Raw genomic sequence first — 26,588 nt, 5'->3', positions numbered from 1 at the left:
TTTGGGGGCATTAAGAACGATTATGACAATTGGTTCGGCATCCTGCTCCGATCCTGATCGACGCATGCCGCTGGCTGTACCTTTCGCCGCTCCGCCGGCTCACCCCCGGACCTCTCGATGCCCGGTCAGCGCAGGCTTTCGCAGAAGTTCGCGATGCGCCGGCAGCCCTCCTTGAGCGATTCGGTATCGGTCGCGTAGGAGATGCGAAAGTAAGGGCTCATGCCGTAGGCGCCGCCGTGCACCACCGCGACATGCTGCTCTTCCAGCAGCGCCGAGATGAAGTCGGCATCGGTTTCCAGCCGCCGCCCGGCTTTCGTGGTCTTGCCGATGCAACCGGCGATGTTCGGGAACACATAAAATGCCCCCTGGGGCTTATGGCAGGTGATGCCGGGGATCTGATTGAGGAGCTTCACCACCAGATCGCGACGATCGCGATAGATATCCGCGCGATCCTTCAGGAAATCCTGTGGACCGTCCAGAACCGCGACCGCAGCCGCCTGGCTCAGGGTGCAGATTCCGCCGGTCGCCTGACCGTGGACGTTGTTCATCGCCGCGATCAGGTCCTTCGGGCCACCGCAATAGCCGACCCGCCAGCCCGTCATGGCGTACGCCTTGGACGCGCCATTGACGGTCACGACGCGATTCTTCAGCCTCGGCTCAACCTCCGCGATGGTGCAGAACTCGAACCCGTCATAGGTGAGATGTTCATAGATGTCGTCGGTGAGGATCCAGACGTCGGGATATTTCAACATGACGTCGGCGATCGCGCGCATCTCGTCGCGCGTGCATGCCGCACCGGTCGGATTGTTGGGGAAATTCAGGATCAGCCACTTCGTCCTGGGCGTGATCGCCGCCTCCAGGTCGGCCGGGCGGAGCTTGAACTGGTTGTTCTCCGGGCACGGCACGGCAACAGGCATCGCCTCGGCAAGGAGCACGATGTCCGCGTAGGTGATCCAGCCGGGCGCTGGAATGACCACCTCATCGCCGGGATTGCAGGTGGCAAACAGCGCGTTGAAGATGATCTGCTTGCCGCCATTCGCGATCAGGATCTCGTCGAGGGCGTAGTCGAGATTGTTCTCGCGCTTGAACTTGCGCTGGACCGCGGTCCTGAGCGCGACGGTCCCAGGCTGCGCCGGATATTTGGTGTCGCCGGCAAGAGCCGCCCGATGCGCGGCATCGATCGCATGCGGCGGCGTCGGAAAGTCGGGCTCGCCGGACGACAGGCCGACAATCTTGACGCCTGCATCCCGAAGCTCGCGCGCCTTGTCCGTCATCGCCGCCGAAGCCGACACCTTCACGGTCTTCAGGCGGTTAGCGAGTTCAGGCATTGTCAGCTCCACTTGTCATTTCTCTCAATCGCGCGGCCTCGGATCGGCTCGCGAATCGCAATTCGCCGACGACCTGGAACGTAGGTACGACCTCGATCATCGCGACGTTCATCCGCGCCGGAGACCCGATCGCGAACGCAATGGCATCCGCGATATCCTCGGACTGGAGTGTTTCGAACGCCCCGACGAAGCGGGCATCCGGGTTGTCGGCGGCATTCTGGTTCTGGAAGATGCTCGTCGCGACACGCCCCGGTGATATCTCGGTGACGCGAACGCAGGTCCCGTAGAGATCGACGCGCAACTGCTGCGACAGCGAATGAACACCGGCCTTCGTCGCGTGATAGGCCACGGATGAATTGAATGTCGTTGCATTCTCGCCGAAGGCGTAGTGGCCGGCGATCGAGGAGACGTTGACCACGTGGCCTCGGTTGCGCCTCGCCATGCCTGATACGATCAGCCGCGTCAGGTGCAGGACCGCGCGCAGGTTGACGTCAACCAGCGTGTCCACGTCGTCCGGCGCGGTATCCAGGATATTGCTGCGCCGCGACTGGCCGGCATTGTTGATGAGAACGTCGAACTCGGTCGAGGCAGCAAGCTGCGTCAAGGCATCGAGGTCGTTCACATCGACGGCATAGACGCGGCAGCCGGTCTCGGCCGACAGGCTTGCCAGCCGGCGAATGTCGCGTGCCAGCGCGTGAACCTCGAGCCCCTCGGCGCAGAGGCTCCGAACCGTCGCAGCCCCGATACCCGAGGATGCGCCCGTCACCAACGCCGTTCGATAGTCCGAAAATCCCATCCGCGGGCTCTTTTGCGGTCAAGCAGAGCGGCGGAAAGCTACGTGCGGAGGCGGACGCACGCATAGAGCGGATTTGTTCTGCCCTCATAAGGACATCCAATATCCCCCCTCGGAGCCACTCACCGGGGAGCCATAAGCGCGCCCGATACCGGCAGAGTGAATTTCTCTTACTCGCCTCCAGTCATGTCCCCTTACATTTCGCGAGGCACTTGGCTCACCCATGGGAGACGGACTCGGATGCTGGAGGTCGCCAATCGGATTGTCATGGTCTCGGGTGCTTCGCGCGGCATAGGACGCGCAGTCGTCGAGCGGCTCCTGGCGTCAGGTTTTCGCGTATCGGCGGGACTTCGCGATCCGAGCCGGCTCAAGGAGACCGACAGGCTGATGACGCACCGCTATGACGCCGAAGACGCCAAGAGCCCGATCTCCTGGGTCAACGCAACGATCGCACGGTGGCGCGGCATCGATGCCATCGTCAACGCGGCCGGGATCAATCCCAGGGTCCGCGTCTCCGACGAGGGCGAGAGCGAACTGGATGAGATGTGGCGGGTGAACGTCAAGGGTCCTCTGCGCCTCGTCCGAGCGACTCTCCCTCATCTGGCCGTCTGCGGCCATGGGCGGGTTATCAATCTGGGGTCGCTCGCCGGAAAGCGCGTGGGAAGCAATGTCGGCTATGCCATGACAAAATTCGCCGTCGTCGCACTCACCCACGGCATTCGCCGGGAAGGGCGCGCGGCAGGCATCCGAGCAACAGTGATCTGCCCGGGCTATGTTGCCACCGACATGACGCTGAATGACGACGAGATTCCTCGCCATGAGATGAGCCAGCCGGGCGACATCGCGCGGCTGGCGGAGACCGCGCTCATGCTGCCGAACAACGCGTCGGTCTCCGAGATGCTCGTGCACTGCCAGTTCGAGCCGATGCTCTAGGGCCTGGCCGGAACCGCCGCGTCGCGGCAGGGACTGGCGCGAACAGGAGGGCAAGCGCCGGTCAAGAAACCGCCGCCGGCAGCGGTTTGCGACCGAGGATGGCATCGGACGCCTTCTCCGCGACCATGATGGTCGGTGCGTTCGTATTGCACGAAGGAACGAACGGCATCACCGAAGCGTCGACGACACGCAGGCCATCCATGCCGCGGACTTTCAGATCGGGCGTCGTCACGGCGTTCTCGCCCGAGCCCATCGCGCAAGTGCCGACAGGATGGTGATCCGTCTTGCAGGACCGGTAGGCATATTGCAGCAGGTCTTCCTCACTCCTGATGCCGTCGCCTGGCAGCCGTTCGGCGAGCACGAATGGTTTCAACGCCGGCCGGCTGAGGATGTCGCGGGCCATCTGCAGGCCCTTCAGCGCGCACTTCCGGTCGTATGGATCCGACCAGTAGTTGGGATCGATGAGGGGCGCGGCAGCGGGATCCGCGTTTGCAAGCCGGACCGTGCCGCGGGAGCGCGGGCGCAAGAACGCTGAGTTTAGTGTAACGCCGGGATTGCGCATCGCCGCGACGCCGGCCTCGATACCGGATCCGAGCCCAAGGTGGAACTGAATATCCGGCGAACGCGCCTCCTTGTCCGCGTACCAGAACCCACCCGTCTCGAACAATGTCGACGTGACCGGGCCGGTCTTGAACAGAAGATATTGCAGCCCTGCCCAAGCCGTCCGATGCGGTTGCGCCACGCGATCATAGGTGTGATCGCCGGTGCATTCGCAAATGGCGTAGAGATCGAGATGATCCTGCAGATTGGCGCCAACGCCTGGCAAATCATGAACGACCGAGACCCCCGCTGCCGCCAGTGCGTCGGCGGGACCGATGCCGGAAAGCTGCAACAGCCTCGGCGAACCGATGGCGCCGCTGCAAAGAACAACCTCACGTTTGGCGCGAAGGGTCTCAACGCGGCCCGAGACCCCGACCTCCACGCCGACGGCGCGGCGGTTTTCAACCAGTATCTTCAATGTGGGCGTGTTCAGCCTGACCGTAAGATTCTTTCGCGAGCGCACCGGATTGAGATAGGCGCTCGCCGTCGAAGAGCGCTCGGCATTGCGCGTCGTCAACTGGTAGTGACCGATGCCGTCCTGCACCGCGCCGTTGAAGTCATCATTGAACGGAATGCCGGCTTCCTGCGCCGCGCGCAGGAACGCGAAGCTGATCGGCGGCGGATTGACCGGATAGGAAACGCCGAGCGGTCCGCCGTAGCCGTGATAATCATTGACGAGCCGCTGGTTATCCTCGGCACGCTTGAAATAGGGCAAGACGCAGCGATAGGACCAGTCCGCGCAGCCCGCTTCGGTCTCCCAGGCGTCATAATCCTTCGCGTTGCCACGCGTATAAAGCTGGGCGTTGATGGACGACCCGCCGCCGATAACCTTGGCCTGCGTGTACCAAATGACGCGTCCATTCAGATGTTTCTGGGGCACGGTGCTCCACCCCCAGCTGGCGACGCCCTTCGTCATCTTGGCGAAGCCGGCCGGCATGCGAAACAGCATGCTCGTATCCGGACCACCCGCCTCGACGAGCAGGACTGTGATCGTCGGATCCTCGCTCAGCCGATTGGCGAGCACGCAACCGGCGGAGCCGCCACCGACGATGATATAGTCGTAGACCATTGGTCCTCCGGTCAAATATCCTTGCCGGCAATGTGGCTAGCGACGCGAAGCGCCTGGGCTGCGATGGTCAGCGCCGGGTTGACCGCCGCCGACGTCGGCAGGCACGAGGCGTCGACCACGAAAAGATTTGGATGGTCGTGGGCACGGCAATACGGATCGAGCGGCGCCTCTGCGGGATCGAGGCCGATCCGCACCGTGCCGCACTGATGTGACGGCGTCCGGCGGTCGAACGCACGCGCGAGCACGATCGGGTAGCCCGCGGCGCGAAGCCGCTCGCGCAATTTCGCGACCAGGGCAAGATGCGAAGCCCAGTTGCTGCGTTTCCAATCCAACCGAATTCCGGCGCCATCAAGCGTGACGCGGCTGTCGGGATCGGGCAGATCCTCGCTCATGGCGTAGAAGTCGACAGCGTGCCGACTGAGCCAGTTCAATGCGAATTCAGGCACCTGACGCAGATTGGCCTTGAGGATCTGACCGCTTACCCGACCGAGCAGCTGGATGTTGCCGAGCGGCGGCCCGCCCGCCCCGTCGTCGAGATAGAAATCATTGACACCGAACGTCTTCTGATAGACCGAGTCGTTGATCGTTCGCGGGTCGACCGCCAATATGGCCGACGAATTGTGGTTCATGAAATGCCGGCCGACTTTGCCGCTTTTGTTGGCAACGCCGCGCTCCGAAGACCGCAACAATAGCGCAGCCGAATTGACCGCGCCGGCGGAAAGCACGATCAGCCCGGCCTTCAGAAGGTGCCGCTCGCCGCCGATGTCGCATTCGACGCCTTCGGCGTGCTTGCCGTCGGGCGCCATGATCAGGCGCTGGACCTTCGCGCCCGTTTTCAGCGTGACGTTGGGATGCGCGAGCGCGGCGGTAAGCCCGCATGTCTCGGCGTCCATCTTCCCGGTCCGCGCATCAGGAAACGCGTCCCAGGGCGTTGCCGCGCGTTTCATCCAGGCCCTGATGTCGACACCCAGAGGGAGCGACGCCGGGTGCAATCCCGCTCGCCGCAGTCGTTCGCGGGTTGCGGCGATCGCCGGCTCATCAGGGATGGCTGGCAAAGGATAGGGTGCGGAATGACGCGGTTCCGTGGGATCATCGCCGAGCTCACCGCAGACGCGATAAAGGCCCTCGGCTTTCGTGTACCAAGGCTCCAATTCGTCGTAGTCGAACGGCCAGCCTGGAGTCTTCCCTTCGGCGTGCGCAATCGGATGGAAGTCGCAGGCGCGATATCGGATCAGAACCGCCCCGTAGAACTTGCTGTTTCCGCCGACATAATAATAGTTGCCGGGGTTGAACGGCTGACCCGCTCCGTCTGTCCACGTTTCGGTTGGACGATAAAAGCCGTCTTGGAAGATGGCCCGCGCGTCGCGCGTCTCAGACGTATCTTTCAGCTGTTCGCCGCGCTCCAGAATGACGATACGGGCGCCGGTCGGCGCGAGGCCGGCAGCAAGCGTCGCGCCACCCATCCCTGATCCGACGATGATCACGTCGGGACTTGAGGTTTGGCTCAATAGCGTCGGCTCCTCGCGACAGGACGTTCATGGCAGTGACCAACAGTCCCCATGCCGGTCAGCAACAGGGGTCGGTAGCGGCAGCTTAAATTCGGTGCGTCGTAGCAGGGTCGAACAGGACTGCCTTGTCGAGGTTCAGCGCAAACACCTGGCTCTGCCCGACACGAATGTCGGAATCCGACCGCATCCGCGCGGTGACCTCTCGGCCTGCGATCGAGGTGACCACGAACGTATCCGATCCGGCCGGTTCGACGATCTCGACATCGCTCGTGAAGGTCGTGACGCTCTTCGATTTCGCGCTCACACTTTCGACATCGCTGACGGCTTCTGGACGAATGCCGAAGATGACCCTTGCGCCCTCCCCGAGCGCTTCCACGTTCGCGCTGGTGGGAACCGGAAATGCAATCGGAGCGGTTCCCGTGCGTTCGATGACGACTGAGGCAGCGCCGTTCGATCTGGAGACCTTGCCTTCCAGCAAATTCATCGACGGCGAGCCCATGAAGTCGGCGACGAACAGATTTGCCGGCGTGTTGTAGACTTCTTGTGGCGTGCCGACCTGTTGAAGCTCGCCGTCCTTCAGAACGGCGATTCGTGTCGCAAGGGTCATGGCTTCGATCTGATCGTGGGTGACGTAGACGATCGTGGCTCCTGTTCGCTGGTGCAGGCGCTTGATCTCGACCCGCATGTCGACGCGCAGCTTTGCGTCGAGATTGGACAGCGGCTCGTCGAACAGGAAAACCCGGGGCTGGCGAACCAGTGCGCGCCCCATTGCGACGCGCTGGCGCTGTCCTCCCGACAGCTGGCTCGGACGGCGCTTGAGAAGATGCTCCAATTGCAGGGTCTTTGCGACCTCGGCGACGGCCTTCTCGCGTTCGGGCCTCGCCACACCGCGCATTTCCATGCCGAACGCCATGTTCTCGGCGACCGTCATGTTGGGATAAAGCGCGTAGGACTGAAACACCATCGCGATGTCGCGCTTCGATGGATGCAGGTCATTGATCTGCTGACCCTCGATGCTGATCTTGCCGGCACTGATCGACTCCAGGCCCGCAATGGTGCCGAGGAGAGTGGACTTGCCACAACCCGAAGGGCCGATCAGCACGAGGAAGCCGCCCTTGTCGAGCGTCAAATCGATACCCTTCAGGACCTCCAGCGCCCCGTAGCGCTTGCGAAGCCCGTTTATCTCGAGGAACGCCATGTTCTATCCTTTCACCGCGCCTGCCATCAGCCCGCGCACGAAGTAGCGGCCTGCGACGACATAGACGAACAAGGTGGGCGCCGCGGCGATGATCGCCGCAGCCATGTTGACGTTGTATTCGACGACCCCGGTCGAGGTATTGACGAGGTTGTTCAGCGCGACCGTCATCGGCGACTGGTCACCGGCCGCAAAGGTCGAGCCGAACAGGAAATCGTTCCAGATGTTTGTGAACTGGTAGATCACGGTGACGATGATGATCGGGGTCGAGTTCGGCAGCAGGACGCGTCGGAAGATCTGGAAGAAACTGGCACCGTCGATCATCGCCGCCTTCACCAGTTCCGTCGGAAACGCCTCGTAATAATTCCGGAAGAACAACGTCGTGAAGCCAAGGCCATAGACGACATGGCAAAGCACCAGATTGACTGTCGGATTGCCGAAACCGAAGGAAAAGCCGAACGTATCGATCAGTTGATTGCCGATCTGGCCCAACAGCCCGAGGATCACCGCCATCGGAATGATGACCGACTGGAACGGGATGAAACAGGCGAACAGCATCATGCCGAACACCAGTTTGTGGCCGGGGAAGCGCCATTTGGTGAGGACATAGCCGTTCAATGCGCCGAGCAGCGTCGAGATCACGACCGCCGGCACGACCATCTTGATCGAGTTCATGAAATAGCCGCTGATGCCCGCGGTGTCGGACACGCCGATGGCGGCTTCCCCCCAGGCCCTGGTCCAGGGGGCGAACGTCAACGATTTCGGCAACGCAAACATGTTACCGCCGGTGACTTCGTCGAGTGGCTTCAACGACGTCATCACCATCACGATGAGCGGTACCAGATAGATGATCGCGAAAAAGCCCAACAGCCCGTAGATCACAACGCGCGTGACAATGGATTGGCTCGAGTAGTTTCGGCGCCGCGGCGCGGCGACCAGATCTGCGGCGGTCATTGACGCTTCTCCCGCAGTTCCGAGTAAAGGTAGGGAATCATTATCGCGGCGATCGTCATCAGCATGATGACCGCGCTGGTGGAGCCCACCCCCATCTGATTGCGGGTGAACGTATAGGAATACATGAAGGTCGACGGCAGCTCGGCGGCCCCGCCCGGATTCTTGCCGGTGACCGACAGCACGAGGTCGTAGGATTTGATCGCCATGTGTGCGAGCACGATAATCGCGGAGAGAAAGACCGGCCGCATGATCGGGATCACGATCCGCCGGTAGGTCGCATAGGTGGAAGCGCCGTCGATTTGCGCAGCCTTCAGGATCTCGCCGTCCACGCCTCGCAGGCCGGCAAGAAACATCGCCATGACAAAGCCGGAAGTCTGCCAGATACCCGCAATCGCGACGCAGTAGATCATCATGCGGGGATTGACGACCCAATCGAACTTGAAACTGGTCCAGCCCCAATCGTGGACGGCTTTTTCGAGCCCGATGCCCGGATCGAGAAACAGCTTCCACGCCGTACCGGTGACGATGAACGACAGCGCCAGCGGATAGAGATAGATCGGGCGGAGAATTCCCTCGCCGCGGATCTTCTGATCCAGCAGGATCGCCAGGGTCAGGCCGAGTGCGAGACAAAAGACGATATAGAGTCCGCCGAAAATGCCGATGTTGACAATCGCGGTGTACCAGCTCGACGGTGGGTCGCTCTCGAACGTCCAGGTCCAAAGTTTTTCGTAGTTGGCGAAGCCGATCAGCTTGGTACTCGTGAACGCCCTTGAATTCGTAAACGACAGAAATACCGTCCAGAGGTTGAAGCCGTATACGAAAATCAAAACGAGTAGGAACGAAGGCGCCAAAACGAGCTTCGGCACGAGACCTTGAAGGCGCGTCCGCAGAGTGATGCGTCGCCCGCGATCGGTTACGGCGCCGGAAACGGTTGTTACAGCCATGGACACCTTCCGTCATCTAAAGGCGGCGGATCGTGCTCGCCTATGCACCGTTGCTCTGAAGGCAATTGCGGATCGGATGCAACGTGCCTACCAACAAACCGATCGTCCATGCCTCTCCCCAACGAGGGAGAGAGGCATGAGCACGAACGCGCTATTTGGCGCTCTTTATTGCCTTGACCAGTTCGGTCACAGCGGCGTCAGACGTCTTGATCTCGCCATGGAAGAACTTGGTGACAACATCGTCATATGCCGCGGCAACTGCCGGGGGCTGAGCGTAGTTCTGCGCCAGCGATCCAAGGAACTTTCCATTCGAGTTGGCAGATTTGACGTCGGCGATGCCTTTCTTGCCGCACATGTCGAAGTCGGTATCCGGCACATCCATGCGGGCCGGCACCGAGCCTTTGATGACGTTGAAGGCGGACTGGAAGCTCTTGCTCATGGTCGCCGTCGCCATCGCCGCTTGTGCCGCCTTGCGATCGGCCGACACATTGAAGATCGCGAACATGTCGCTGTTGTAGATCACTGCGCCGTCGGTACCCGGGAAGCGGTAGCAGATGAAATCCTTGCCGGCTTCCTTGTTGGCCGCCCTGAACTCGCCCTTGGCCCAGTCGCCCATCACCTGCACGAGCGCATCGCCCTTGATCACCATCGCCGTGGCCAGGTTCCAGTCGCGGCCGGCGTAGTTCGGATCGGTGTAGGAGCGAAGCTTGGCGAGGTTGTCGAAGGCCTTCTTCATGGTGTCCGACTTCAGGGCCGATTCATCGAGATCGATGAAGGCCTTCTTGTAGAAGTCGATGCCGCCGGTGGATGCGACGACCGAGTCGAACATGGTGGCTTCCTGCCAGGGCTGACCGCCAAGCGCCAGCGGAATGACGTTCGCCGCCTTTGCCTTGTCGAGCAGCGCCACGAAGTCGTCGAAGGTCTTGGGTTCGGTACCGCCGATCTTCTCCATCACGGCCTTGTTGAGCCAGATCCAGTTGACGGAGTGGATATTGACCGGCACGGCATCCCACTTGCCGTTGGTGGTCGTGAACTTCTGCAACGCCGTCGGGACGAGCTTGTCCCAACCCTCCTTGGTTGCGATCGCCGTGATGTCGCCGAGCTTGCCGGCCTCCGCATAGTCGAGCGCGAAATAGCCGAGAATCTGGGACGCGGTCGGCGGATTGCCGGCGGCGACCATCGCCTTCAGCGTCGTCATGGCGCCTGCCCCGCCGCCACCGGCAACGGGCACGTCCTTCCACGTATATCCTTCCTTGGTGAGGTCCTGCTTCAGGACGTTCAGCGCAGCCGCCTCGCCGCCTGAGGTCCACCAGTGCAGCATCTGCACTTCCTTGAGGTCGGCCGCGGTTGCGGCCGTGGCAAAGCCGAGGACCGAAGCGGCCATCGCGCTCGTCAATAACAGACTACGAGGTTTCATTTGTTCTACCTTCCAGGGCGTACACTCCCACCGGATTCGGTCCGGCACCGTTTTGGAAGCCTTGCTTGACTTCCGATTTTCTTGGTTCAGGTCAGATCCGCGGGAGCATCAGCTCATGCGCGAACCTTTGTGAACGTTGATTTTGCTCGGAATGGCGCCGACAGCGCCTCGCCCGAGCGCGGACCGCAAAATCCGGTCATTGAACAATCCTGACGAGAATGCGCTCACGGCTCCAGATCCTTCAGATGTTGCGGAACGTCGGCGGGCGTTTGGCTCGAAACGCCGCAACGCCTTCCGCCAGATCTTGTGTCATCGCCGTCAGCCCGCCCGCGAGCCCCTCGATCGGTGCATCGAGATCCTCGCCTTCAGCAAAGTTGATCATTGCCTTGACGATCTGGACAGCGATCGGACCGCGCCGGGCGACATCGGCAGCCATGGCCTCCGCGCGCGCCAATCCTTGACCGGGTTCTGCGATCTCATCGACAAGGCCGAGCGCAAGCGCGGCGTCGCCCTCGAACAGTTGTCCGGCCAGTGCCATGCGGCGAACGACCGACGCACCGAAACGGCGGACCAGCCGCTGCGATCCCGACCAGCCGGGCGCCATGCCGAGGCCAGTCTCGGGCAAGCCCAGTTGGACGCCGCGCTCGGCAATACGAAAATCGCCGGCCGCCGCCAGTTCGAGACCGCCGCCGAAGGCGTGACCCGTCAGCGCAACGATCAGGGGCGTGCGTAGCCGCGCCAGTGCTTCGAATGCGCGATGACCGGCACGTGTCCAGCTACGCCACATCTCAAGCGGCGGCAGGGCACCCCAGGCGCCGATGTCTCCGCCGGCGCAAAACGCCTTGCCCTCACCACTCAGGATCGTGACGCGCACTTGATCCGTCTCCTCGATCGTACGCGCCGCATCAGCAAGCGCGTGGATCATGGCCTGATCGAGCGCATTGAGCTTGTCGCCACGCGTCAGCGTCAATCGCGCCAACGGGCCGTCGAATGAAAGCTGCACGAACGGGCTCATTGCACCGCCTCCATTGCCGGACGCAGCTGCAACCTGATCGGCTCGGGATGGAACAGGTTTGCATCCATCGTTTTCAGCTGTGGCGCGACGCGCAGCGGAAATTCGGACTGCGCCAGCACGTCACGCTCAAGATTGACACCCGGTGCGATCTCCAGGACGGTCAGCCCCGCTGCTTCCAGTCGCATCACGCAACGCTCGGTGACATAGACAATCTCCTGCCCCTGCTGAACGGCTCGGGGACCCGAGAAGGAGATCTGCTCGACGGCTTCGACAAGCTTCCTGACCTTGCCTTCGCGCCGGATGTGAAGCGTACCGTCCTCGATTTCGAGCGCGGCGCCGGCCGTGAAGAGGCCCGAGAAGACAATCCGCTTCGCCCGCGCCGTGATATCGACAAAGCCGCCAGCACCGGCCGTCACGTGGGGACGCGATCCAAGCTTGGAGACGTTGACGCAGCCATGGCGATCGATCTGCAGGAAGGATAACAACGACATGTCGAAGCCGCCGCCCTGGAAATAGGTGAATTGCGCCGGCGACGGCACGATCGCTTCTGCGTTTGAGGCGCAGCCGAACTGGAAATCGAGCAGCGGAACGCCGCCGACAGCGCCCTGCTCGATCATCCAGGTCACGGCACCGTGATGGCCCTCCTCGATTAGGATGCGCGGCACATTGGCGGAGATTCCGAAGCCGATGTTGACGGCATCGCCATCCCGCAGTTCCTGGGCAACGCGACGCGCGATCGTCTTGCCGACGCCAAACGCCGGCGCCCCGAAGGCCGACAATGGGTGGAAGATTTCGCCGGATATCGCAGGGTCATAGGGCGTGTTGGTGGTCTGCATCTGATCTGGCGCGACGACGATCACGTCGACCAGGACTCCCGGCACAACGACGTCATGCGGCCGCAATGATCCGGCGGCGGCGAGGCGTTTGACCTGCGCAATCACCAGGCCGCCATTGTTGCGCACGCTCAGTGCCTGATCGAGCGGGCCGAGAATACCTCCCTCATGTTCGTAGGAGAGGTTGCCGCGCTCATCGGCCGTGGTCGCGCGGATGATGGCAACGTTGGGAACGATGGTCGGAAAGAACAGCCAGTCGTCACCGGCAAAATTCACGCGGGTGACGATCGGGGCGACACGCGCCTTTGCGTTCATCGCGCACCCCTCATGGTTGGGGTCGACGAACGTATCCATGCCGACCTTGGTCAGGACGCCAGGCCGCTTCGCCGCCGCCTCGCGATGGATGTCGAACAGAATTCCGGAGGGAATATTGTAACAGGGAATCGCGTCGTCGCTGATCATCTTCCAGATCGCCGGCGGCTCCGCTGAAGACGGCCCGGAAGGATAGGAGCCGGCAAGAACGCGCGCGAGGCAACCGGCCTTTGCGATGTGATCGATGCCTTTGATGCCCCACATGTCGCCGGCGGCAATTGGATGCAGCGTCGTCAAATGGCGGGGATGACCGTGCGCGTCGAAGCGCGCACCGATCGCCGCCAAAACCGCGTCGGGGCAACCGAGACCCGACGAGGACGAGACCGTGACGATTGCGCCGTCCGGAATGAGTTCGGCTGCGTCGCTGGCGGAAAGTACCCTCGGTTTTGCCATTGATCAGCCCTGGCCCGCTACGGAAGTTTCCCGGCCCGTTTTGGCGGCATCGACCGTTGCAAGCGCGAGCGCCAACGAGCACACGCCGTCCTCACCCGTTGCGGCGGGTGTGCCGAGGCCTGCGGTAGCGTCCTGAAAGAGCCGGATCGAACGTGCGTAAAGATTTTCATGCATCAGTGACAGCGGTACGGTGCCGTCGCCTGTACGCAGCACGACCTCGCCTATCGGCTGCTGAGTCATGCAGTTGGTCGCGACCAGCGATCCCTCATCGCCATGGACCTCGAAGCCGGTCGTTGCGTAGCGTGTCGTGAACGCGTCATGGAATTGGGCGAGCGCGCCGCCGGCGAAACGGACCACGCCCATCACGCCATCTTCGAGGCCGGCTTCGGCCATGCCTGCGCGAGACACCATCGCGCTGACGCTTTCAGGCTCATCGCCGAGCACAAAGCGCAACGTGTCCGCGTCATGCACCGTGATATCGAGGATCACGCCGCCGCCTGCTCTAGGCGCCTTGATGCGCCAGCCCTGCAGATGCGGCGGCAAATAGACCGCATGGAACACCCGGGCGAACAGCGGCTTGCCGATGCGTCCTTCGGCGATTGCATCGCGCATGGCGCGGTGGGTCGCGGCATTGCGTAGATGATGGTTCGTCGCCATGACGACACCCCGGCCTTTGCATTCTGCGACCATCGCGCGGGCATCGGCAAGCGTCAACGCGAGCGGCTTTTCGCACATCACGTGCTTTCCGGCGGCGGCCGCCGCAAATACCTGGTCGCGGTGCAGCTCATTGGTGGTCGAGATATAGACCGCATCGATATCGGGGGCTTCCACCAGCGCGGCGAGATCGGTCGTCGAGCGGGAAATTCCATGGGTCTCGGCGTAGTTTCGTCCACGTGACGCATCTGAACTGAGCACTGCGACGACTTCGCCGCCGTTCGCACGAATGGCGCCGATCATGTGTTCCGAAGCGATGGTACTCGCGCCGATCAGCCCCCAACGCAGACCCTTGCTCATGACACCCCCCTACCCTGGAACCTGGCGCCACAGCTTTCGCGCACGATCAAACTGGCATCGCCCGCGAACGACAGGCTGGCCGGATCCTCGCGCCGGATCAGCCCGAGCAAGCCTTCGGCGCAGCGCATGCCCATTTCCCTCGTATGGGCACTCACTGTCGTCAGCGGCGGCGCGTTGTGCTCGGCGTCGGCGATATCGTCGAATCCAACCACAGCGACATCGCGGCCGACCACAATTCCGCGCAAGGCGAGCGCCCGCGTCGCCCCCATCGCGACGATATCGTTGTAGCAGGCGAACGCGGTTGGCGGTTGCGGGCCGTCGAGCGCGCGCTCGATAGCCACACGACCGCCGTCTCGCGTCGGCGGGACTTCAAAGATCAAGGATTCGTCGGCGGCAAGGCCCCAGCCGTTGAGCGCATCGCGCCAACCGGCAACACGTTCGCGTTGCGTCGTCATGCTGTCGTCGCCCCCGATAAAGGCGATACGGCGATGGCCCAACTTGAGAAGGTGCTCGACCGCGTCACGCTCGCCCTTCTGATTGTCGGGACCGATATAGGGCAGCGAACTGCCGATCATGCGGCGCATCGTTATGACGGCCGGGATATGGGATGGCCATTGCTGAGCCAGCGCCCAGGTGTCGGTACCGCGAGCAGGGCTTATGATTATGCCGGCGACATTGTGCTCGCGCATCGCCCGCAGCACCTGCGCCTGGCGCACGATATCTTCGCTGGTGTTCGCCAGGATCGGCGTAAAGCCACGTTGAAAGAGCGCGTCCTCGATCCCCGCCGTGAGTTCGGCGAAGAAGGGGTTGTTGAGGTCGCCCATGATCATCCCGACCAGATCGGATGATGCGGCACGCAGGCTGGCGGCACCGCGATGATAGACATAGCCGAGCGCCCCCATGGCCTCGTTCACGCGCAATTTCGTTGCCTCAGCGACCAATTCGCTGCCCGACAGGACCAGGGAAACCGTCGATTTTGAGACGCCAGCGCGACGCGCCACGTCGACGATCGTCACGCGCCCCACGCGATCGGCAGAATCTCCCTTTGGCGCCGAAGGCATTCGCCCTCCCATTTTGGATCGTTCCAAAATTCTATCGAGTCACAAAAACTAGCCTCATTTCCCTGAATAATTCGGGAAATTAGCGCGCCTTGACCTTGTTATTTGGAACGTGACAAATTAAGCCTATCGCAACATTTTGGGATCGTCAACAAAGATCAATCAGAGGGAATGTCCGTGGCCGCTTCGCCCCGCCAGTCGGTGCTCGACGCCCTCACCGACGTTGATATGCCCAAACGCCATCCCACTCGCAGGGCTCAGCGATCGATCGAGGCTGACGGCATTTCGCTGCCGGTTTACGCCTGCGACGCCCTCGTGCTCGGTAGCGGGGCAGCGGGCTTTCGCGCCGCCATCGAGTTGAAGCGGCACGGGATCGACGTGATCGTTGCCACGCAAAATCTTTACGGCGGTACTTCCGCGTGCTCGGGATCGGACAAGCAGACCCTGCATACGGCCGCGACCGGCCGCCACGGCGATGATTTCATCGCGCTTGCCGCAGCCCTCGGCGCTGGCGGCGCCATGGACGAAGACACCGCCTATGTGGAAGCCGTCGGATCGCTTCGCGCGCTGTCGTCCCTGCAATATCTCGGGTTGCCCGTCCCGCTCGATCGGCTGGGTGCGGTGCTCAGATATCAAACGGATCATGACGAAGCCGGACGCGCGACGAGTTGCGGGCCGCGCACGTCTCGACTGATGGTCAAGGTGCTCGCCGAAGAATCGGCGCGTCTCGGCGTACCGGTGCTAAATCGTTGCGTCGGCGCGAAGATTTTGATGACCAACAATGCGCCGAAGCGCGTCGTCGGCCTGCTGGCATTTCACGCCGCAGATCGCACTGCCCAAAACCCGCTCGGGCTTGCCGTCATCCGATGCGACGACCTCGTCATTGCGGCGGGCGGTCCCGGCGAACTCTATCGCGACAGCGTCTACCCCAAGCATTGCTTCGGCGCCCTCGGACTTGCGCTGGAGGCGGGCGTCGAGGCGATCAATCTGACGGAAAGTCAGTTCGGGATCGGTACGCCGCGCGATGGGTTTCCGTGGAATCTGTCGGGAACGTACGCGCAGTGCCTGCCTTACATCTATTCCGTCGATACTGATGGTATCGAGCGCAACTTTCTAGGCGATTACTATCGAACGACGCAGGAGCTCGCGTCCAACATTTTCCGCAAGGGCTATCAGTGGCCGTTCCATGCCTCGCGGATGCTCGACTTCGGTTCTAGCCTTGTCGATCTTGCGATCTTTCGCGAAACCCGGATGGGACGCAAAGTCCTGATGGATTTCAATCGGAATCCGGAGCCTGCTCCGGGTGACGCGCCCTTCTCGCTCGATCGCCTCGATGCAGACGTCAGGGCCTATCTCGAAAACAATGGCGCGCTGCTGGACCTCCCGATCGAGCGACTCGCAAGGATGAATCCTTTGTCGATCGAGCTTTATCGCCGCTACAAGAAGGACATCACGCACGATCCGCTGGAGTTCGCCGTCAACAACCAGCACATGAACGGCGGTATCGCCGTCGACATCTGGGGTCGTTCGAGCCTGGAGGGCTGCTACGCCATCGGTGAGGCGGCCGGGACCCATGGCGTTACGCGCCCCGGCGGCGCTGCGCTCAACGCGGGCCAGGTGATGGGTCAGCGTTGCGCGGAACATATCCGTGCCTGCAAACGGACAGAGCCAAGCGATGATGCCTTGCCGACAGAAATGGTTCGCGCGGCCGTTCAAGGCATTACGTCGGGCTTGCACGATGACGGCCTCGACTGGCGCGACGTCGCGCGGGAAGTCCAGGCTCGCATGAGCGAAGACGCCGGGTTCGTGTGCTCCGCCAAGGGTGTCCGCAAAGCGTTGGAAGGGGCGCGCAAGCTAAACGGTGACATCCGATCACGCGGATTGCGCCAGGACCGGGCCAACCAGGCCGAACGATGCCTGCAATGGCGGCAAATGGCTTTTGCCTCCGAGGCGGTATTGACCTCCCTCGACGCCTATCTGTCGCGCGGTGGGGGCAGCCGCGGCGCTCGTGCGATCTGCGATCCCGACGGATTGGACGTTCCCATCACCAGGACGGGCCCGCTTGAGGCGTTTCGGTTCCGCGCCGAACGAAAACAGGACCAGTGCGAAAAGATCGCGATACGCTATGAAAACGGAGCCTTCACGTGTTCCTTTCCGCGGATCCGCCGACACGACCACTCGCAAGCCGCCTATTTCGAACGCGACTGGGCCGAATTTCTCACAGGAGCCATTTACGCGTCAGGCGGTCGGTAGAGCGCTTCTGGGAAAAAGGCGTTTTGTCGTCCGCAAAAAGAATGCCGTGCCCGAGGGACACGGCAAGTTTCAGGGAGGGTGAACCGGGAGACCACCAGTACATGCGTGAGGAACGGCCCCGGCCGATCGTCCGCCGGGGCGCGATAAATTCAGCGGCCGTTCGCAGCCGCGATCACCATTTCAACGCGGCCGTGCGCACGGGATGGTCCCAGAGCGCCGCGGTCTCGCTATCGAGCAGGCTTACGGTGAGCGAGCACCCCGCCATGTCCAGCGAGGTGACGAAACTACCGACCAGCGAGCGGGCGATGCGCAGGCCGCGCTTCTCGAGCAGTTGGCGCGCCGCGTTGTACATCAGATAGAGCTCGATCGTGGGCGTGCCGCCAAAGCCGTTGACGAGCAGGAGGGCCTCGGTGCCGGCGCGTGCGTCGAGATCGCCGGCGATGGCAGCGATCATCTCGTGGGCGATCGCATCGGCCTGCTCCAGCTTGACGCGGCGGCGGCCGGGCTCGCCGTGAATGCCGACGCCCATCTCCATCTCGTCCTCACCGAGCTTGAAGGTGGGGGTACCAGCGGCGGGGACGGTGCAGCTCGTCAGCGCCACGCCCATCGAGCGCGTCCGCGCATTGACGCGCGCGCCGAGCGCGACGCAGGCCTCAAGGTCAGCGCCCTTCTCGGCGGCGGCGCCGACGATCTTCTCGACGATCAAGGTGCCGGCCACGCCGCGGCGCCCGATGCTGTGGGTCGAGTTTTCGACCGCGACGTCATCATCCGTCACGATCGTGGTGGTGCGGCCCTCGGCGATCTCGGCCGCCATCTCGAAATTCATGCGGTCACCCGCATAGTTCTTCACGATGAACAGCACGCCGGCGTCCCCTGCAACCGCCTGGGCAGCCTCGACGATCTGGTCCGGCGTCGGCGAGGTGAAAACCTGTCCCGGACAGGCCGCATCCAACATGCCATGGCCGACGAAGCCCGCATGCAGCGGCTCATGCCCGCTGCCGCCGCCCGACACCAGCGCGACCTTTTTCGGGTTCAGCTCGCGGCGCCGCACGAATTTGCGCCCCTCGCCGAGCGCGAGAATATCCGCATGCGCGGCCGCAAGCCCATCCAGGCTCTCCGCGAGCACGCTGTCGACTGAATTGATGAATTTCTTCATTGTCTCCTCCCCGCTTCCCCCTTCGTCTCGCTCGCCCGCGCTTTCTTGCTTTGACGCGTTTTCTTCACGCGAACCGGCTTCCACTTCGCTCGAAAACGCTTTTATTTCTCACGCATGATCGCACTGAGGCGTCGGGCGAATTCCTGGAGCAGCGCATCGAGCTCGTCATTCCGCTTCGCATCACCGAGATCCGGCAGATGCAGCGTCAGGGTCCGTTCATGCGCGCCTTCGCTCAAGCGGCCGATACGGCGCGGATGCGCGCGCGCATAGGCGCGCAGAAACGCGGATTTTGCCTGCGGCGGAAAGTGGCAGACGTCGAAGATCGTGTTGAGATGCTGCACGGGGATCGGCACCGGATAGGCCGGATTGCTGATCTGGCTGACGAAGCTGCGGTTCTTGCCCATGGCATGCGCAAGGCGCAACCGCATGCCCGACGGGCGGCTCTCCAGCACCTCCTTGAAGATGCGCTTGTAGACCGCAACTGCGCCGGCTTCGGCCGGCTCGTCCATCGCCGTATCAGCCAAGGCCGCCTCCGCCGCTGAGACGATCGATGGTCTGCTTGATCTGCGCGAGCGCCGATGGGTTCACGGACAGCTCTCGCAGGCCGCAGTTCAGCAAGGCGGGAAGACAGCGCGGGTCGCTTGCCATGTCGCCGCACAGGCTGACGCTGACGGCGGCGCGGCGGCCGTGCTCGGCGGTGCGCGCGATCAATTCGAGCACGGCCGGATGTAGGGGATCCATCAAGGGCGCGAGAGCTCCGTTGGAACGATCGCAGGCAAGGACATATTGCGCGAGGTCGTTCGAGCCGATCGAGAAGAAGGCGGCCTTGAACGTCGCAACCGCCAGGGCCGCCGCGGGGACTTCGACCATGATTCCCAGCTCGGGGAGCATCGCGGCAACGCCCTCGGCCTGCAAGCGCTGCACAATATCGGCAAACAGCTTCCGTCCGGCCTCAAGCTCGTCCGCCGAGGTCACCATGGGAAACATGACCTTGAGGTTGCCCCGCACGGCCGCCCGCGCCAGCGCGCGGAGCTGCACGGCAAAGATCTCGGGCCGGGCCAGGCACAGCCGCAGGCCGCGCACGCCAAGGAAGGGATTAGCTTCGCCGTCCATCGTGAAGCCGGGCACCGGCTTGTCGCCGCCGGCGTCGAATGTGCGAATGGTGACCGGGCGCCGGTCGGCCCAACGCAAGACCGCATCGTATGCCCCGAACTGCGCCTCCTCGTCGGGGAGACCGCCGCGGTCGGTCAGCAGGAATTCCGTGCGCATCAGGCCGATGCCGTCGGCATATTGAGCGTCCGCATGTGCGAGGTCGTCGACGCTCTGGATATTGATCAAGAGCCTGATCCGCTCGCCGCGCCACGACGCCGTCGGCCGCCGCAGGATCGCGCGCGCTGACGCGCGGCTCTTGCGATGGCTTTCGCGCCGCGCTTCGAACAGGCGAAGCTGCTCGGCGCTGGGATCAAGCTCGAGGGTTGCGCCTTCGCCGTCGAGCAGCGCGGTAGCGCCGACGTCGGGAATTGTGCCGAGCTGCACGACCATGGGAATGCCCCGGGCCCGCGCCAGCATCGCAACATGGCTGGTGGGGCTGCCGCGCAACAGCGCCAGGCCGCCGCCGGCGGACCAGTCGATCTCCAGAAATCGCGAGGGCGGCAGATCGTCGGCGCAGATTACGGAGCCGCCCGGAATCTTGGGCGCCTGGCCCTCGCCGCCCCGCAAAATGTTGATGACGCGGTCGCGCAGGTCAGCGAGGTCGGAGGAACGTGCCTTCAGATATTCGTCCTCCGCCGAATCGTAGTCCGCGATCTGCCCGTCGAGCGCTGAGCGCCACGCGACATCGGCAGCGTCACCCTCGCCGATCGCGGCAAAAATCGCTTCGAGGAAATCCTCGTCATCCAACAGCGCGACCTGGAATTCGAGAATTTGCGCGGCTTCGCCTCCGGCCATCTCGGCGAGATCGGCGATCTGCCGGCTTGCCACGTCGATCGCGTTGCGCAAGGCGAGCGCCTCTTCGACCAGCGTACCGGCCACCCGCGCGTCCTTGGTGTCGACATCGACACGGACGAAAGGGCCATGGGCAAAACCGATCGAGGCGGTCCTGCCGCGGTACGCCAGTCCTGCAGCGCTCCCCTGCATGCTATGACGCCTCGTCCGGAAAGTCGGTTGCGATCAAATTGACCAGCGCGGCAACGGCGGCTTCCGCGTCACTGCCCGACGCCTTGATCTCGATCGTGCTGCCGTGCGCTGCGCGCATCGCCATGATCTTGGCGACGCTCTTGGCATTGATCCACTCGGGCGCGCCTGCGACCCGGACGGAAATCTGGGCCTGGAACCTTTTTGCAAGCTTGGTCAGCTTCACCGCGGGCCGCGCATGCATGCCCACCGCGTGCACCAGCCGCACGTTGCCGGTGAAGATATGTCCGTCCGCCTTGTCCAGCATGCTCATCATCCATCATCGCTTCGCCGACGCGTCAGTCGGCAGAGAGTTCCTCGGCCACGGCCCTGACCTGGGCCAGCGAGCTGCCGCCGGCCGCCTCGGTCGCCGCCATCACGGCGCCCTCGACGATCGGCGCGTTGCATACGACAACGAGATCGCGCCGCACAGGCTCCAGCATTTCGACTGCCATCTCGCTGTTGGTCTCGGCACCGCCGAGGTCGACGAGAATGGCCACCCCCTTGGCGGACCAGGCGTCATTGATGGCGGCGATGATCGACGGCACGCTGGTACCCAGCCCGCCGTCGGGATTGCCGCCGCAGAATGCCACCTTGACCTCGTTGCCGACCATCTGCCGCACCATGTCGGCGGTGCCCTTGGCGATGTCCTTCGAGTGCGAGACGATCACGATGCCCACAGTGTCATTCATTTCTGTTCCTCCAACCTCGCGCAGACCGCCTGCACGAGAACGCAGCTCGATCGCGCGCCGGGATCGACATGTCCGACGCTGCGCGGTCCGAGAAACGACGCGCGGCCCTTGGTGGCCTGCATCGGCGCGGTGCGCTCGACCGCCTCGGCCGCGGTGGTGCGGACACGTTCGATCAGATCGGGCTGGCCGGCCGCCGTCTTCAGCGTCTCCAGCACGGGAACGAGCACGTCGAGCATCGTCTTCTCGCCAGCCTGCGACCGGCCGCGTGCGCTCACCGCGTTGACGCCGCTGCCGAAGACATCGGCGAGGTCGTCAGGCAAATGCTTGTCGTGCGAGAGCGCCTCCCCCGCAGCCAGAAAGAAGCCGCCGTAAAGCGGCCCGGAGGCACCACCGACCGTCATCACCAGGGTTTTGCCGATCATCATCAGCGCCTCGTCGAGTGGCTGCGCCGAGATCGTATCGAGCTTGCCGAGCACGGCTTCAAAACCGCGCTTCATGTTGATGCCGTGGTCGCCGTCGCCGATCGCCTGATCCAGGCTCGTGAGCTCCGGCGCGGACGAGATGACCTGCTCGGCGGCCACCTTGACCAGTGACTTGAACGTTTCGGGTTGCAGCGACATCGCGCTTGATCCTCTTAGTGAACCATCGCGGGGATGCGCTGCCCCGCGCGATCGAAACAGAGCGGATTCTGAAGATGCAATTCGACCTCCTGACCGGCCTGCAGCGGCTGATGCGGATCCGCAAGCGTCACCAGCATCTTACCCTTATAGTCCAGGTGAACGTGATTCTGCTCGCCGAGGTGCTCGACACGGTGGATGCGGCCGACCATCCCTCCCCCGTTGCGCGCAGCGAGGCGCAGGTGCTCGGTGCGGATGCCGACCGTCTCCGTTCGCGGCGGCACCGGCACGTCGGATAGCAGGCCCGCGGACAGGAAGTTGATCTGGGGCGTACCGAGACGCGAGGCGACGTAGCTGTCGGCCGGGCTTTCGTAGATCTCCCTGGGCGTGCCGAGCTGAAGGAGCCGGCCGTCCCTGATCACGCCGATCCGCGAGGCCATCGTCATAGCCTCGACCTGGTCGTGGGTGACGTAGAGAATGGTCGCGCCAAGCTCGAGCTGGATCCGCTTGAGCTCGAGACGAAGCTCGGCGCGAAGCTTCGCATCGAGCGACGACAGCGGCTCGTCCATCAGATAGATCGCGGGATCGCGGACCAGCGCGCGGCCGATGGCGACACGCTGCATCTCACCGCCGGACAGGCGGGTCGCACGATTGTTCAGCTTGCTCGCGATGTGCAGCAGCTCCGCCGTCTGCTCGACGCGCTTGCGGATGATCGGCTCCGGCACGCGCCGCGCGGGCGAGCGCAGCGGGAACGCCAGATTGTCGTAGACCGTGAGGTGCGGATACAGTGAGTATTGCTGGAACACGAAGGCGATGTCCCGCGATCCCGGCGGATCCTGCGTCACGTCGCGGCCGTCGATCATGACCGAACCGGCGTCTGGCTTTTCCAGCCCGGTGATCAGCCGTAGCGTCGTGGTCTTGCCGGCACCGCTCGGCCCGAGCAGGACCAAGAACTCGCCGTCATTGACCGTCAGCGAGAGCTCGCGTACGGCTTCCGTCGCGCCAAAGCGCTTGCTGATGTTGCGTAAGGCGACGTCAGCCATGGCCCGCACTCCCATCATTGGCGGTCCGAACCGCAAGCCCGCTGCCGACATCGAACAGCGCCAGTCGTTCGGACCGGAATTCGAGCCCCACCCTTTCGCCGATCCGCACCGACGCGCTGGAGGGCAGCCGCGCCGCAAGGCGTCCATGCGCCGTGTCGACGGTGACGATCTGCGTGGTGCCGAGATATTCCGCGCCGAACACCTCGCCGCGAACGGCAGCCGCGTCGGCGAAGCGGATATGCTCCGGGCGGACCCCGAGCGCCAGCGGCGCACGCGCGCGATCCTCGCGGATCTCCGGCACCGCAATGCTGGCGTCATGAAAGCTGATGGCACGATCGCCGGATTTGAGACCGCCCTCGAAGCGCAAAAAATTCATGGGCGGGGATCCGATGAAGTCGGCGACGAACATGCTGGCGGGCCGGTCATAGATCTCCTGCGGCGAGCCGATCTGCTCGACGCGCCCCTTGTTCATGACCGCGATCTGATCCGCCATCGACATCGCCTCGAGCTGATCGTGCGTGACATAGACCGTGGTGGCGCCGATGCGGTCGTGCAGGTCGCGGAGCTCGCCGCACATCAGGTGACGAAACTCGGCATCGAGCGCGCCCAGCGGCTCGTCCATCAGAAAGGCCTTTGGCCGCCGTACCATGGCGCGTCCGAGCGCGACGCGCTGCCGGTCGCCGCCCGAGAGTTTTGACGTCTTGCTCGACAACAGATGCTCGATCCGCAACAGCCGCGCCGTCTCCTGCACGAGCTGCCGGACCTCGGTCCGGCCCATGCCCTGACATTTCAGGGGGAAGCCGATATTGTCGGCGACGTTCATGTGCGGATAGAGCGCGAAGAGCTGGAAGACGAAGGCGATGTCGCGCGCGGCGGCGCGGCGGAACGTCACGTCCTCGCCGTCGAGCAGGATCTTCCCTTCGGTCGGCAGCTCGAGCCCGGCGATCATGCGCAGCGTGGTGGTCTTGCCGCAGCCGGAGGGCCCCAGCATCGCAAAGAAGGTGCCATCGTCGACGGTGAAGTTCGAGCCTTGCACGGCGGTGAACTGATCGAACGACTTGCGCAGGTTTTCGACGCGGATCTGTGCCATGTCTGCCGCCCTATTCCGGAAAATGGCTCACGATGACGTAACCAACCGTGCCGGCCAGGATCGTCACGAAGGAATAGCTGTACAAATCGATCGACCAGGGCTGTACCAGCATGATGATGCCGCCGCCGATCAGGGTCATCGCACCAGCCTCCCACGGCCCGCGTCGGAACCAGCCCGACATTCCCTTGGCAAGCGCAGGACTGCTCATTTGCGCACAGCTCCGAAGGTGATGCCGCGCAACAGGTGCTTGCGCAACAACACGGTGAACAGGACGATCGGAACGACGAACAGCGTGGTCGCAGCCGCCACCGCCGGCCAGTCCTGCCCGCCCTCGCCGATGATGAAGGGGATGAAGGGCGGCATGGTCTGCGCCTCGCCGCTCGTCAGCAGGACCGCGAAGGCGTATTCGTTCCACGAAAAGATCAGGCAGAAGATTGCGGTCGCCGCAATTCCCGTGACAGCCTGCGGCAATACCACCTTGCGCAGGGCCTGGAGCCGTGTGTAGCCGTCGACGAGAGCGGCCTCCTCATACTCGCGCGGGATCTCGTCGATGAACCCCTTGAGCAGCCAGACTGCGAGCGAGACGTTGACTGCGGTGTAGAGCAGGATCATTCCGAGCCTGGTGTCGGTCAGGTTGAGCTGCCGGTACATCAGATAGATCGGGATCGCGACCGCGACCGGCGGCATCATGCGCGTCGAAAGGATGAAGAACAGGAGATCGTCGGCCAACGGAATGCGGAAGCGCGAGAAAGCATAGGCCGCGAGCGTGCCGAGGAAGACGGCGAGGAACGTCGAGCCGAAGCCGATGATCAACGAGTTGACGAAACGCGGCACCACCTTCGACGGCCCGGCGATGACCATGTCGCGCTGGCGCACGAGCTTGTCGTACCAGGTCTCCGGCGGCGGCAGTTTTGCGATGAAGTCCGGCGTCTGGCGGGTGCGCACCGTGAACAAATTGACGTAACCTTCGAGCGTCGGCTCGAAGATCACCTTGGGCGGATAGGCGATGGCGTCGCTCTGCGACTTGAACGCGGTGGCGACGATCCAGAGCAGCGGCAGGATCGTGATCACGGCGTAGAGGATGACGAGACCGCCGGCCACGGCCTTTGAACGCGGCGAGGCTTCGACGATGGAGTGGGCGGTGGATCTGGCGACAGCGGCGGTCATCGTTGCTTCACCTTGTTGAGCGCTTTGACGTAGATGTTGGCGGCACCGAACACAGTCACGAACAGGATGATGGCGAGCGCGGAGGAGTAGCCGGTCCGCCATTTCTCGAACGCCGCGCGCTTGAGCGTGATCGACACCAGCTCGGTGGTCGATCCCGGCCCTCCCGACGTCAGGAGGTTCACCATGTCGAACATCTTGAAATTCTCGATCGCGCGGAACAGCACCGCAAGCATCAGGAACGGCACCGCCATCGGCAGCGTGATCGACCAGAATTGCCGCCAGGCCGAGGCGCGGTCGACTTCGGCCGCTTCATAGATGTAGTCGGGAATGGAGCGAAGCCCGGCGAGGCAGATCAGCATGACGTAGGGCGCCCACATCCAGGTATCGACCAGCACGATGGTCCAGGGCGCGAGCGAGACCTGCCCGGTCATGCTGAACGAGCTCGGCGCCACGCCGGTGAACAGGCTGATCAGGTAGTTGAAAGGGCCGATCTGGGGCTGCAACAGCAGCGTCCAGAAATTGCCGACCACCGCCGGCGACAGCATCATCGGCAAGAGGATGATCGTGGTCCAGAAGCTGTGGCCGCGGAACTGGCGGTTGATCAGCAGCGCCAGGCCGAACCCGATGATCACCTGGAACGTAACCGACCAGATCACGAATTGCGCCGTGGTCTGAAGCCGAAACCAGACGTCCTCGTCGCCGAGAATGTCGGTGAAATTGTCTGTTCCAACGAACCGCAGCGGCAGATAGGACATGCTGAGGTTGAGGCTGGTGAAGGACAGCCGGATCATCCAGACCAGCGGGAAGATGTTGATCGCCAGCAGCAACGCGATCGTCGGCGCCACGAACAGCCATGCGATGGTACGGTCCGACAAGCCGCGGACGCGGCGCGTGGCGCGAGATCTGGCGGGCTCGCTCATGCTTGCGATCGTAGCATCATCGGGTTGAGAGATGGTGGTCATCTTGTCCATC

The 26,588-nt window shown here is 63.2% G+C and carries 25 protein-coding genes; 2 read left to right on the top strand and 23 right to left on the bottom strand.

Annotated elements, in window-relative coordinates:
• Window positions 1-125: 125 nt before the first annotated feature.
• Together JQ632_RS00480 and JQ632_RS00475 are read right to left on the bottom strand one after the other, a co-directional pair.
• Window positions 126-1,328: a pyridoxal phosphate-dependent aminotransferase gene (locus tag JQ632_RS00480; protein WP_212400259.1), complete on the bottom strand. Its 1,203-nt coding sequence runs from the start codon at window positions 1,326-1,328 to the stop codon at window positions 126-128.
• Window positions 1,321-2,124, bottom strand: coding sequence for an SDR family oxidoreductase (locus tag JQ632_RS00475; protein ID WP_212400258.1), 804 nt, complete (start codon window positions 2,122-2,124; stop codon window positions 1,321-1,323). The genes JQ632_RS00480 and JQ632_RS00475 overlap by 8 nt, the downstream gene beginning before the upstream one ends.
• Before the next feature lie 237 nt (window positions 2,125-2,361).
• Here JQ632_RS00475 and JQ632_RS00470 point away from each other — a divergent pair, with 237 nt between their 5' ends.
• Window positions 2,362-3,054 carry an SDR family NAD(P)-dependent oxidoreductase gene (locus JQ632_RS00470; RefSeq protein WP_212400257.1) on the top strand — a complete coding sequence of 231 codons (693 nt, stop codon included), beginning with the start codon at window positions 2,362-2,364 and terminating at the stop codon, window positions 3,052-3,054.
• Between the two features lie 61 nt (window positions 3,055-3,115).
• Here the strand turns inward: JQ632_RS00470 and JQ632_RS00465 are convergent, their stop codons facing one another.
• From JQ632_RS00465 to JQ632_RS00420, 10 genes are all read right to left on the bottom strand, one after another.
• The gene (locus tag JQ632_RS00465; protein ID WP_212400256.1) at window positions 3,116-4,723 is read right to left on the bottom strand and encodes a GMC family oxidoreductase; all 1,608 of its coding nucleotides are present in this window, start codon (window positions 4,721-4,723) and stop codon (window positions 3,116-3,118) included.
• An 11-nt stretch (window positions 4,724-4,734) separates the two neighbouring features.
• Entirely contained in the window at window positions 4,735-6,231 is a 1,497-nt protein-coding gene (locus tag JQ632_RS00460) for an FAD-dependent oxidoreductase (RefSeq protein WP_212400255.1), read from the bottom strand.
• Between the two features lie 85 nt (window positions 6,232-6,316).
• On the bottom strand, window positions 6,317-7,429 hold the full coding sequence (locus JQ632_RS00455; RefSeq protein WP_212400254.1) for an ABC transporter ATP-binding protein: 1,113 nt from the start codon (window positions 7,427-7,429) through the stop codon (window positions 6,317-6,319).
• A gap of 3 nt (window positions 7,430-7,432) precedes the next feature.
• Window positions 7,433-8,380 (bottom strand): carbohydrate ABC transporter permease, encoded by a 948-nt coding sequence (locus tag JQ632_RS00450; protein ID WP_212400253.1) that lies wholly within the window; start codon window positions 8,378-8,380, stop codon window positions 7,433-7,435.
• On the bottom strand, window positions 8,377-9,324 hold the full coding sequence (locus tag JQ632_RS00445) for a carbohydrate ABC transporter permease (protein ID WP_212400252.1): 948 nt from the start codon (window positions 9,322-9,324) through the stop codon (window positions 8,377-8,379). The genes JQ632_RS00450 and JQ632_RS00445 overlap by 4 nt, the downstream gene beginning before the upstream one ends.
• A gap of 151 nt (window positions 9,325-9,475) precedes the next feature.
• Window positions 9,476-10,708 carry an ABC transporter substrate-binding protein gene (locus JQ632_RS00440; protein ID WP_249151177.1) on the bottom strand — a complete coding sequence of 411 codons (1,233 nt, stop codon included), beginning with the start codon at window positions 10,706-10,708 and terminating at the stop codon, window positions 9,476-9,478.
• Between the two features lie 274 nt (window positions 10,709-10,982).
• Complete coding sequence (locus JQ632_RS00435; RefSeq protein WP_212400250.1) at window positions 10,983-11,756, bottom strand: enoyl-CoA hydratase/isomerase family protein; 774 nt, start codon at window positions 11,754-11,756, stop codon at window positions 10,983-10,985.
• Window positions 11,753-13,354, bottom strand: a complete 1,602-nt coding sequence (locus JQ632_RS00430; RefSeq protein WP_212400249.1) for an acyl CoA:acetate/3-ketoacid CoA transferase — start codon at window positions 13,352-13,354, stop codon at window positions 11,753-11,755. The genes JQ632_RS00435 and JQ632_RS00430 overlap by 4 nt, the downstream gene beginning before the upstream one ends.
• 3 nt (window positions 13,355-13,357) lie before the next feature.
• Entirely contained in the window at window positions 13,358-14,368 is a 1,011-nt protein-coding gene (locus JQ632_RS00425) for a Gfo/Idh/MocA family protein (protein WP_212400248.1), read from the bottom strand.
• Window positions 14,365-15,384: a LacI family DNA-binding transcriptional regulator gene (locus JQ632_RS00420; protein WP_212400247.1), complete on the bottom strand. Its 1,020-nt coding sequence runs from the start codon at window positions 15,382-15,384 to the stop codon at window positions 14,365-14,367. Before JQ632_RS00420 ends, JQ632_RS00425 begins: the two co-directional genes overlap by 4 nt.
• Before the next feature lie 213 nt (window positions 15,385-15,597).
• On the opposite strand from JQ632_RS00420, the gene JQ632_RS00415 reads away from it, so the two are divergent.
• A complete protein-coding gene (locus JQ632_RS00415) occupies window positions 15,598-17,679 on the top strand; it encodes an FAD-binding protein (protein WP_212400246.1) in 2,082 nt (693 codons plus the stop codon).
• 172 nt (window positions 17,680-17,851) lie between these two features.
• On the opposite strand, the gene dhaK is transcribed toward JQ632_RS00415, so the two are convergent.
• The 11 genes from dhaK to JQ632_RS00360 all read right to left on the bottom strand — a co-directional run bounded on the left by dhaK (window position 17,852) and on the right by JQ632_RS00360 (window position 26,536).
• Entirely contained in the window at window positions 17,852-18,835 is a 984-nt protein-coding gene (gene dhaK / locus JQ632_RS00410; RefSeq protein WP_212400245.1) for a dihydroxyacetone kinase subunit DhaK, read from the bottom strand.
• Window positions 18,836-18,936: 101 nt separating this feature from the next.
• Window positions 18,937-19,359, bottom strand: coding sequence for a hypothetical protein (locus JQ632_RS00405; protein WP_409363458.1), 423 nt, complete (start codon window positions 19,357-19,359; stop codon window positions 18,937-18,939).
• Entirely contained in the window at window positions 19,352-20,971 is a 1,620-nt protein-coding gene (gene ptsP / locus JQ632_RS00400) for a phosphoenolpyruvate--protein phosphotransferase (protein ID WP_212400244.1), read from the bottom strand. Before ptsP ends, JQ632_RS00405 begins: the two co-directional genes overlap by 8 nt.
• Before the next feature lies 1 nt (window position 20,972).
• Window positions 20,973-21,275: an HPr family phosphocarrier protein gene (locus JQ632_RS00395; protein ID WP_249151175.1), complete on the bottom strand. Its 303-nt coding sequence runs from the start codon at window positions 21,273-21,275 to the stop codon at window positions 20,973-20,975.
• A 31-nt stretch (window positions 21,276-21,306) separates the two neighbouring features.
• Window positions 21,307-21,699 (bottom strand): dihydroxyacetone kinase phosphoryl donor subunit DhaM, encoded by a 393-nt coding sequence (gene dhaM, locus JQ632_RS00390; RefSeq protein WP_212400242.1) that lies wholly within the window; start codon window positions 21,697-21,699, stop codon window positions 21,307-21,309.
• Entirely contained in the window at window positions 21,696-22,319 is a 624-nt protein-coding gene (gene dhaL / locus JQ632_RS00385; protein WP_212400241.1) for a dihydroxyacetone kinase subunit DhaL, read from the bottom strand. Before dhaL ends, dhaM begins: the two co-directional genes overlap by 4 nt.
• Window positions 22,320-22,333: 14 nt before the next feature.
• The gene (locus JQ632_RS00380; RefSeq protein WP_212400240.1) at window positions 22,334-23,359 is read right to left on the bottom strand and encodes an ABC transporter ATP-binding protein; all 1,026 of its coding nucleotides are present in this window, start codon (window positions 23,357-23,359) and stop codon (window positions 22,334-22,336) included.
• Entirely contained in the window at window positions 23,352-24,449 is a 1,098-nt protein-coding gene (locus JQ632_RS00375) for an ABC transporter ATP-binding protein (protein WP_212400239.1), read from the bottom strand. Before JQ632_RS00375 ends, JQ632_RS00380 begins: the two co-directional genes overlap by 8 nt.
• Window positions 24,450-24,459: 10 nt before the next feature.
• A complete protein-coding gene (locus tag JQ632_RS00370; protein ID WP_212400238.1) occupies window positions 24,460-24,657 on the bottom strand; it encodes a hypothetical protein in 198 nt (65 codons plus the stop codon).
• Complete coding sequence (locus tag JQ632_RS00365) at window positions 24,654-25,616, bottom strand: carbohydrate ABC transporter permease (protein ID WP_212400237.1); 963 nt, start codon at window positions 25,614-25,616, stop codon at window positions 24,654-24,656. Before JQ632_RS00365 ends, JQ632_RS00370 begins: the two co-directional genes overlap by 4 nt.
• On the bottom strand, window positions 25,613-26,536 hold the full coding sequence (locus JQ632_RS00360) for a carbohydrate ABC transporter permease (protein WP_249151174.1): 924 nt from the start codon (window positions 26,534-26,536) through the stop codon (window positions 25,613-25,615). Before JQ632_RS00360 ends, JQ632_RS00365 begins: the two co-directional genes overlap by 4 nt.
• Window positions 26,537-26,588 lie beyond the last annotated feature (52 nt).

This window comes from Bradyrhizobium liaoningense, assembly GCF_018130955.1.
GTDB classification, from domain to species: domain Bacteria; phylum Pseudomonadota; class Alphaproteobacteria; order Rhizobiales; family Xanthobacteraceae; genus Bradyrhizobium; species Bradyrhizobium liaoningense_C.
This window is presented reverse-complemented; position numbering and strand designations above follow the sequence as displayed.

Bases quoted from the DNA above. Each gene is read 5' to 3' on its own strand.
- JQ632_RS00480 (WP_212400259.1), bottom strand. From the start codon at position 1,328: ATGCCTGAACTCGCTAACCGCCTGAAGACCGTGAAGGTGTCGGCTTCG.
- JQ632_RS00475 (WP_212400258.1), bottom strand. From the start codon at position 2,124: ATGGGATTTTCGGACTATCGAACGGCGTTGGTGACGGGCGCATCCTCG.
- JQ632_RS00470 (WP_212400257.1), top strand. From the start codon at position 2,362: ATGCTGGAGGTCGCCAATCGGATTGTCATGGTCTCGGGTGCTTCGCGC.
- JQ632_RS00465 (WP_212400256.1), bottom strand. From the start codon at position 4,723: ATGGTCTACGACTATATCATCGTCGGTGGCGGCTCCGCCGGTTGCGTG.
- JQ632_RS00455 (WP_212400254.1), bottom strand. From the start codon at position 7,429: ATGGCGTTCCTCGAGATAAACGGGCTTCGCAAGCGCTACGGGGCGCTG.
- JQ632_RS00450 (WP_212400253.1), bottom strand. From the start codon at position 8,380: ATGACCGCCGCAGATCTGGTCGCCGCGCCGCGGCGCCGAAACTACTCG.
- JQ632_RS00445 (WP_212400252.1), bottom strand. From the start codon at position 9,324: ATGGCTGTAACAACCGTTTCCGGCGCCGTAACCGATCGCGGGCGACGC.
- JQ632_RS00440 (WP_249151177.1), bottom strand. From the start codon at position 10,708: ATGGCCGCTTCGGTCCTCGGCTTTGCCACGGCCGCAACCGCGGCCGAC.
- JQ632_RS00435 (WP_212400250.1), bottom strand. From the start codon at position 11,756: ATGAGCCCGTTCGTGCAGCTTTCATTCGACGGCCCGTTGGCGCGATTG.
- JQ632_RS00430 (WP_212400249.1), bottom strand. From the start codon at position 13,354: ATGGCAAAACCGAGGGTACTTTCCGCCAGCGACGCAGCCGAACTCATT.
- JQ632_RS00425 (WP_212400248.1), bottom strand. From the start codon at position 14,368: ATGAGCAAGGGTCTGCGTTGGGGGCTGATCGGCGCGAGTACCATCGCT.
- JQ632_RS00415 (WP_212400246.1), top strand. From the start codon at position 15,598: ATGTCCGTGGCCGCTTCGCCCCGCCAGTCGGTGCTCGACGCCCTCACC.
- dhaK (WP_212400245.1), bottom strand. From the start codon at position 18,835: ATGAAGAAATTCATCAATTCAGTCGACAGCGTGCTCGCGGAGAGCCTG.
- ptsP (WP_212400244.1), bottom strand. From the start codon at position 20,971: ATGCAGGGGAGCGCTGCAGGACTGGCGTACCGCGGCAGGACCGCCTCG.
- JQ632_RS00395 (WP_249151175.1), bottom strand. From the start codon at position 21,275: ATGCTGGACAAGGCGGACGGACATATCTTCACCGGCAACGTGCGGCTG.
- dhaM (WP_212400242.1), bottom strand. From the start codon at position 21,699: ATGAATGACACTGTGGGCATCGTGATCGTCTCGCACTCGAAGGACATC.
- dhaL (WP_212400241.1), bottom strand. From the start codon at position 22,319: ATGTCGCTGCAACCCGAAACGTTCAAGTCACTGGTCAAGGTGGCCGCC.
- JQ632_RS00380 (WP_212400240.1), bottom strand. From the start codon at position 23,359: ATGGCTGACGTCGCCTTACGCAACATCAGCAAGCGCTTTGGCGCGACG.
- JQ632_RS00375 (WP_212400239.1), bottom strand. From the start codon at position 24,449: ATGGCACAGATCCGCGTCGAAAACCTGCGCAAGTCGTTCGATCAGTTC.
- JQ632_RS00370 (WP_212400238.1), bottom strand. From the start codon at position 24,657: ATGAGCAGTCCTGCGCTTGCCAAGGGAATGTCGGGCTGGTTCCGACGC.
- JQ632_RS00365 (WP_212400237.1), bottom strand. From the start codon at position 25,616: ATGACCGCCGCTGTCGCCAGATCCACCGCCCACTCCATCGTCGAAGCC.
- JQ632_RS00360 (WP_249151174.1), bottom strand. From the start codon at position 26,536: ATGAGCGAGCCCGCCAGATCTCGCGCCACGCGCCGCGTCCGCGGCTTG.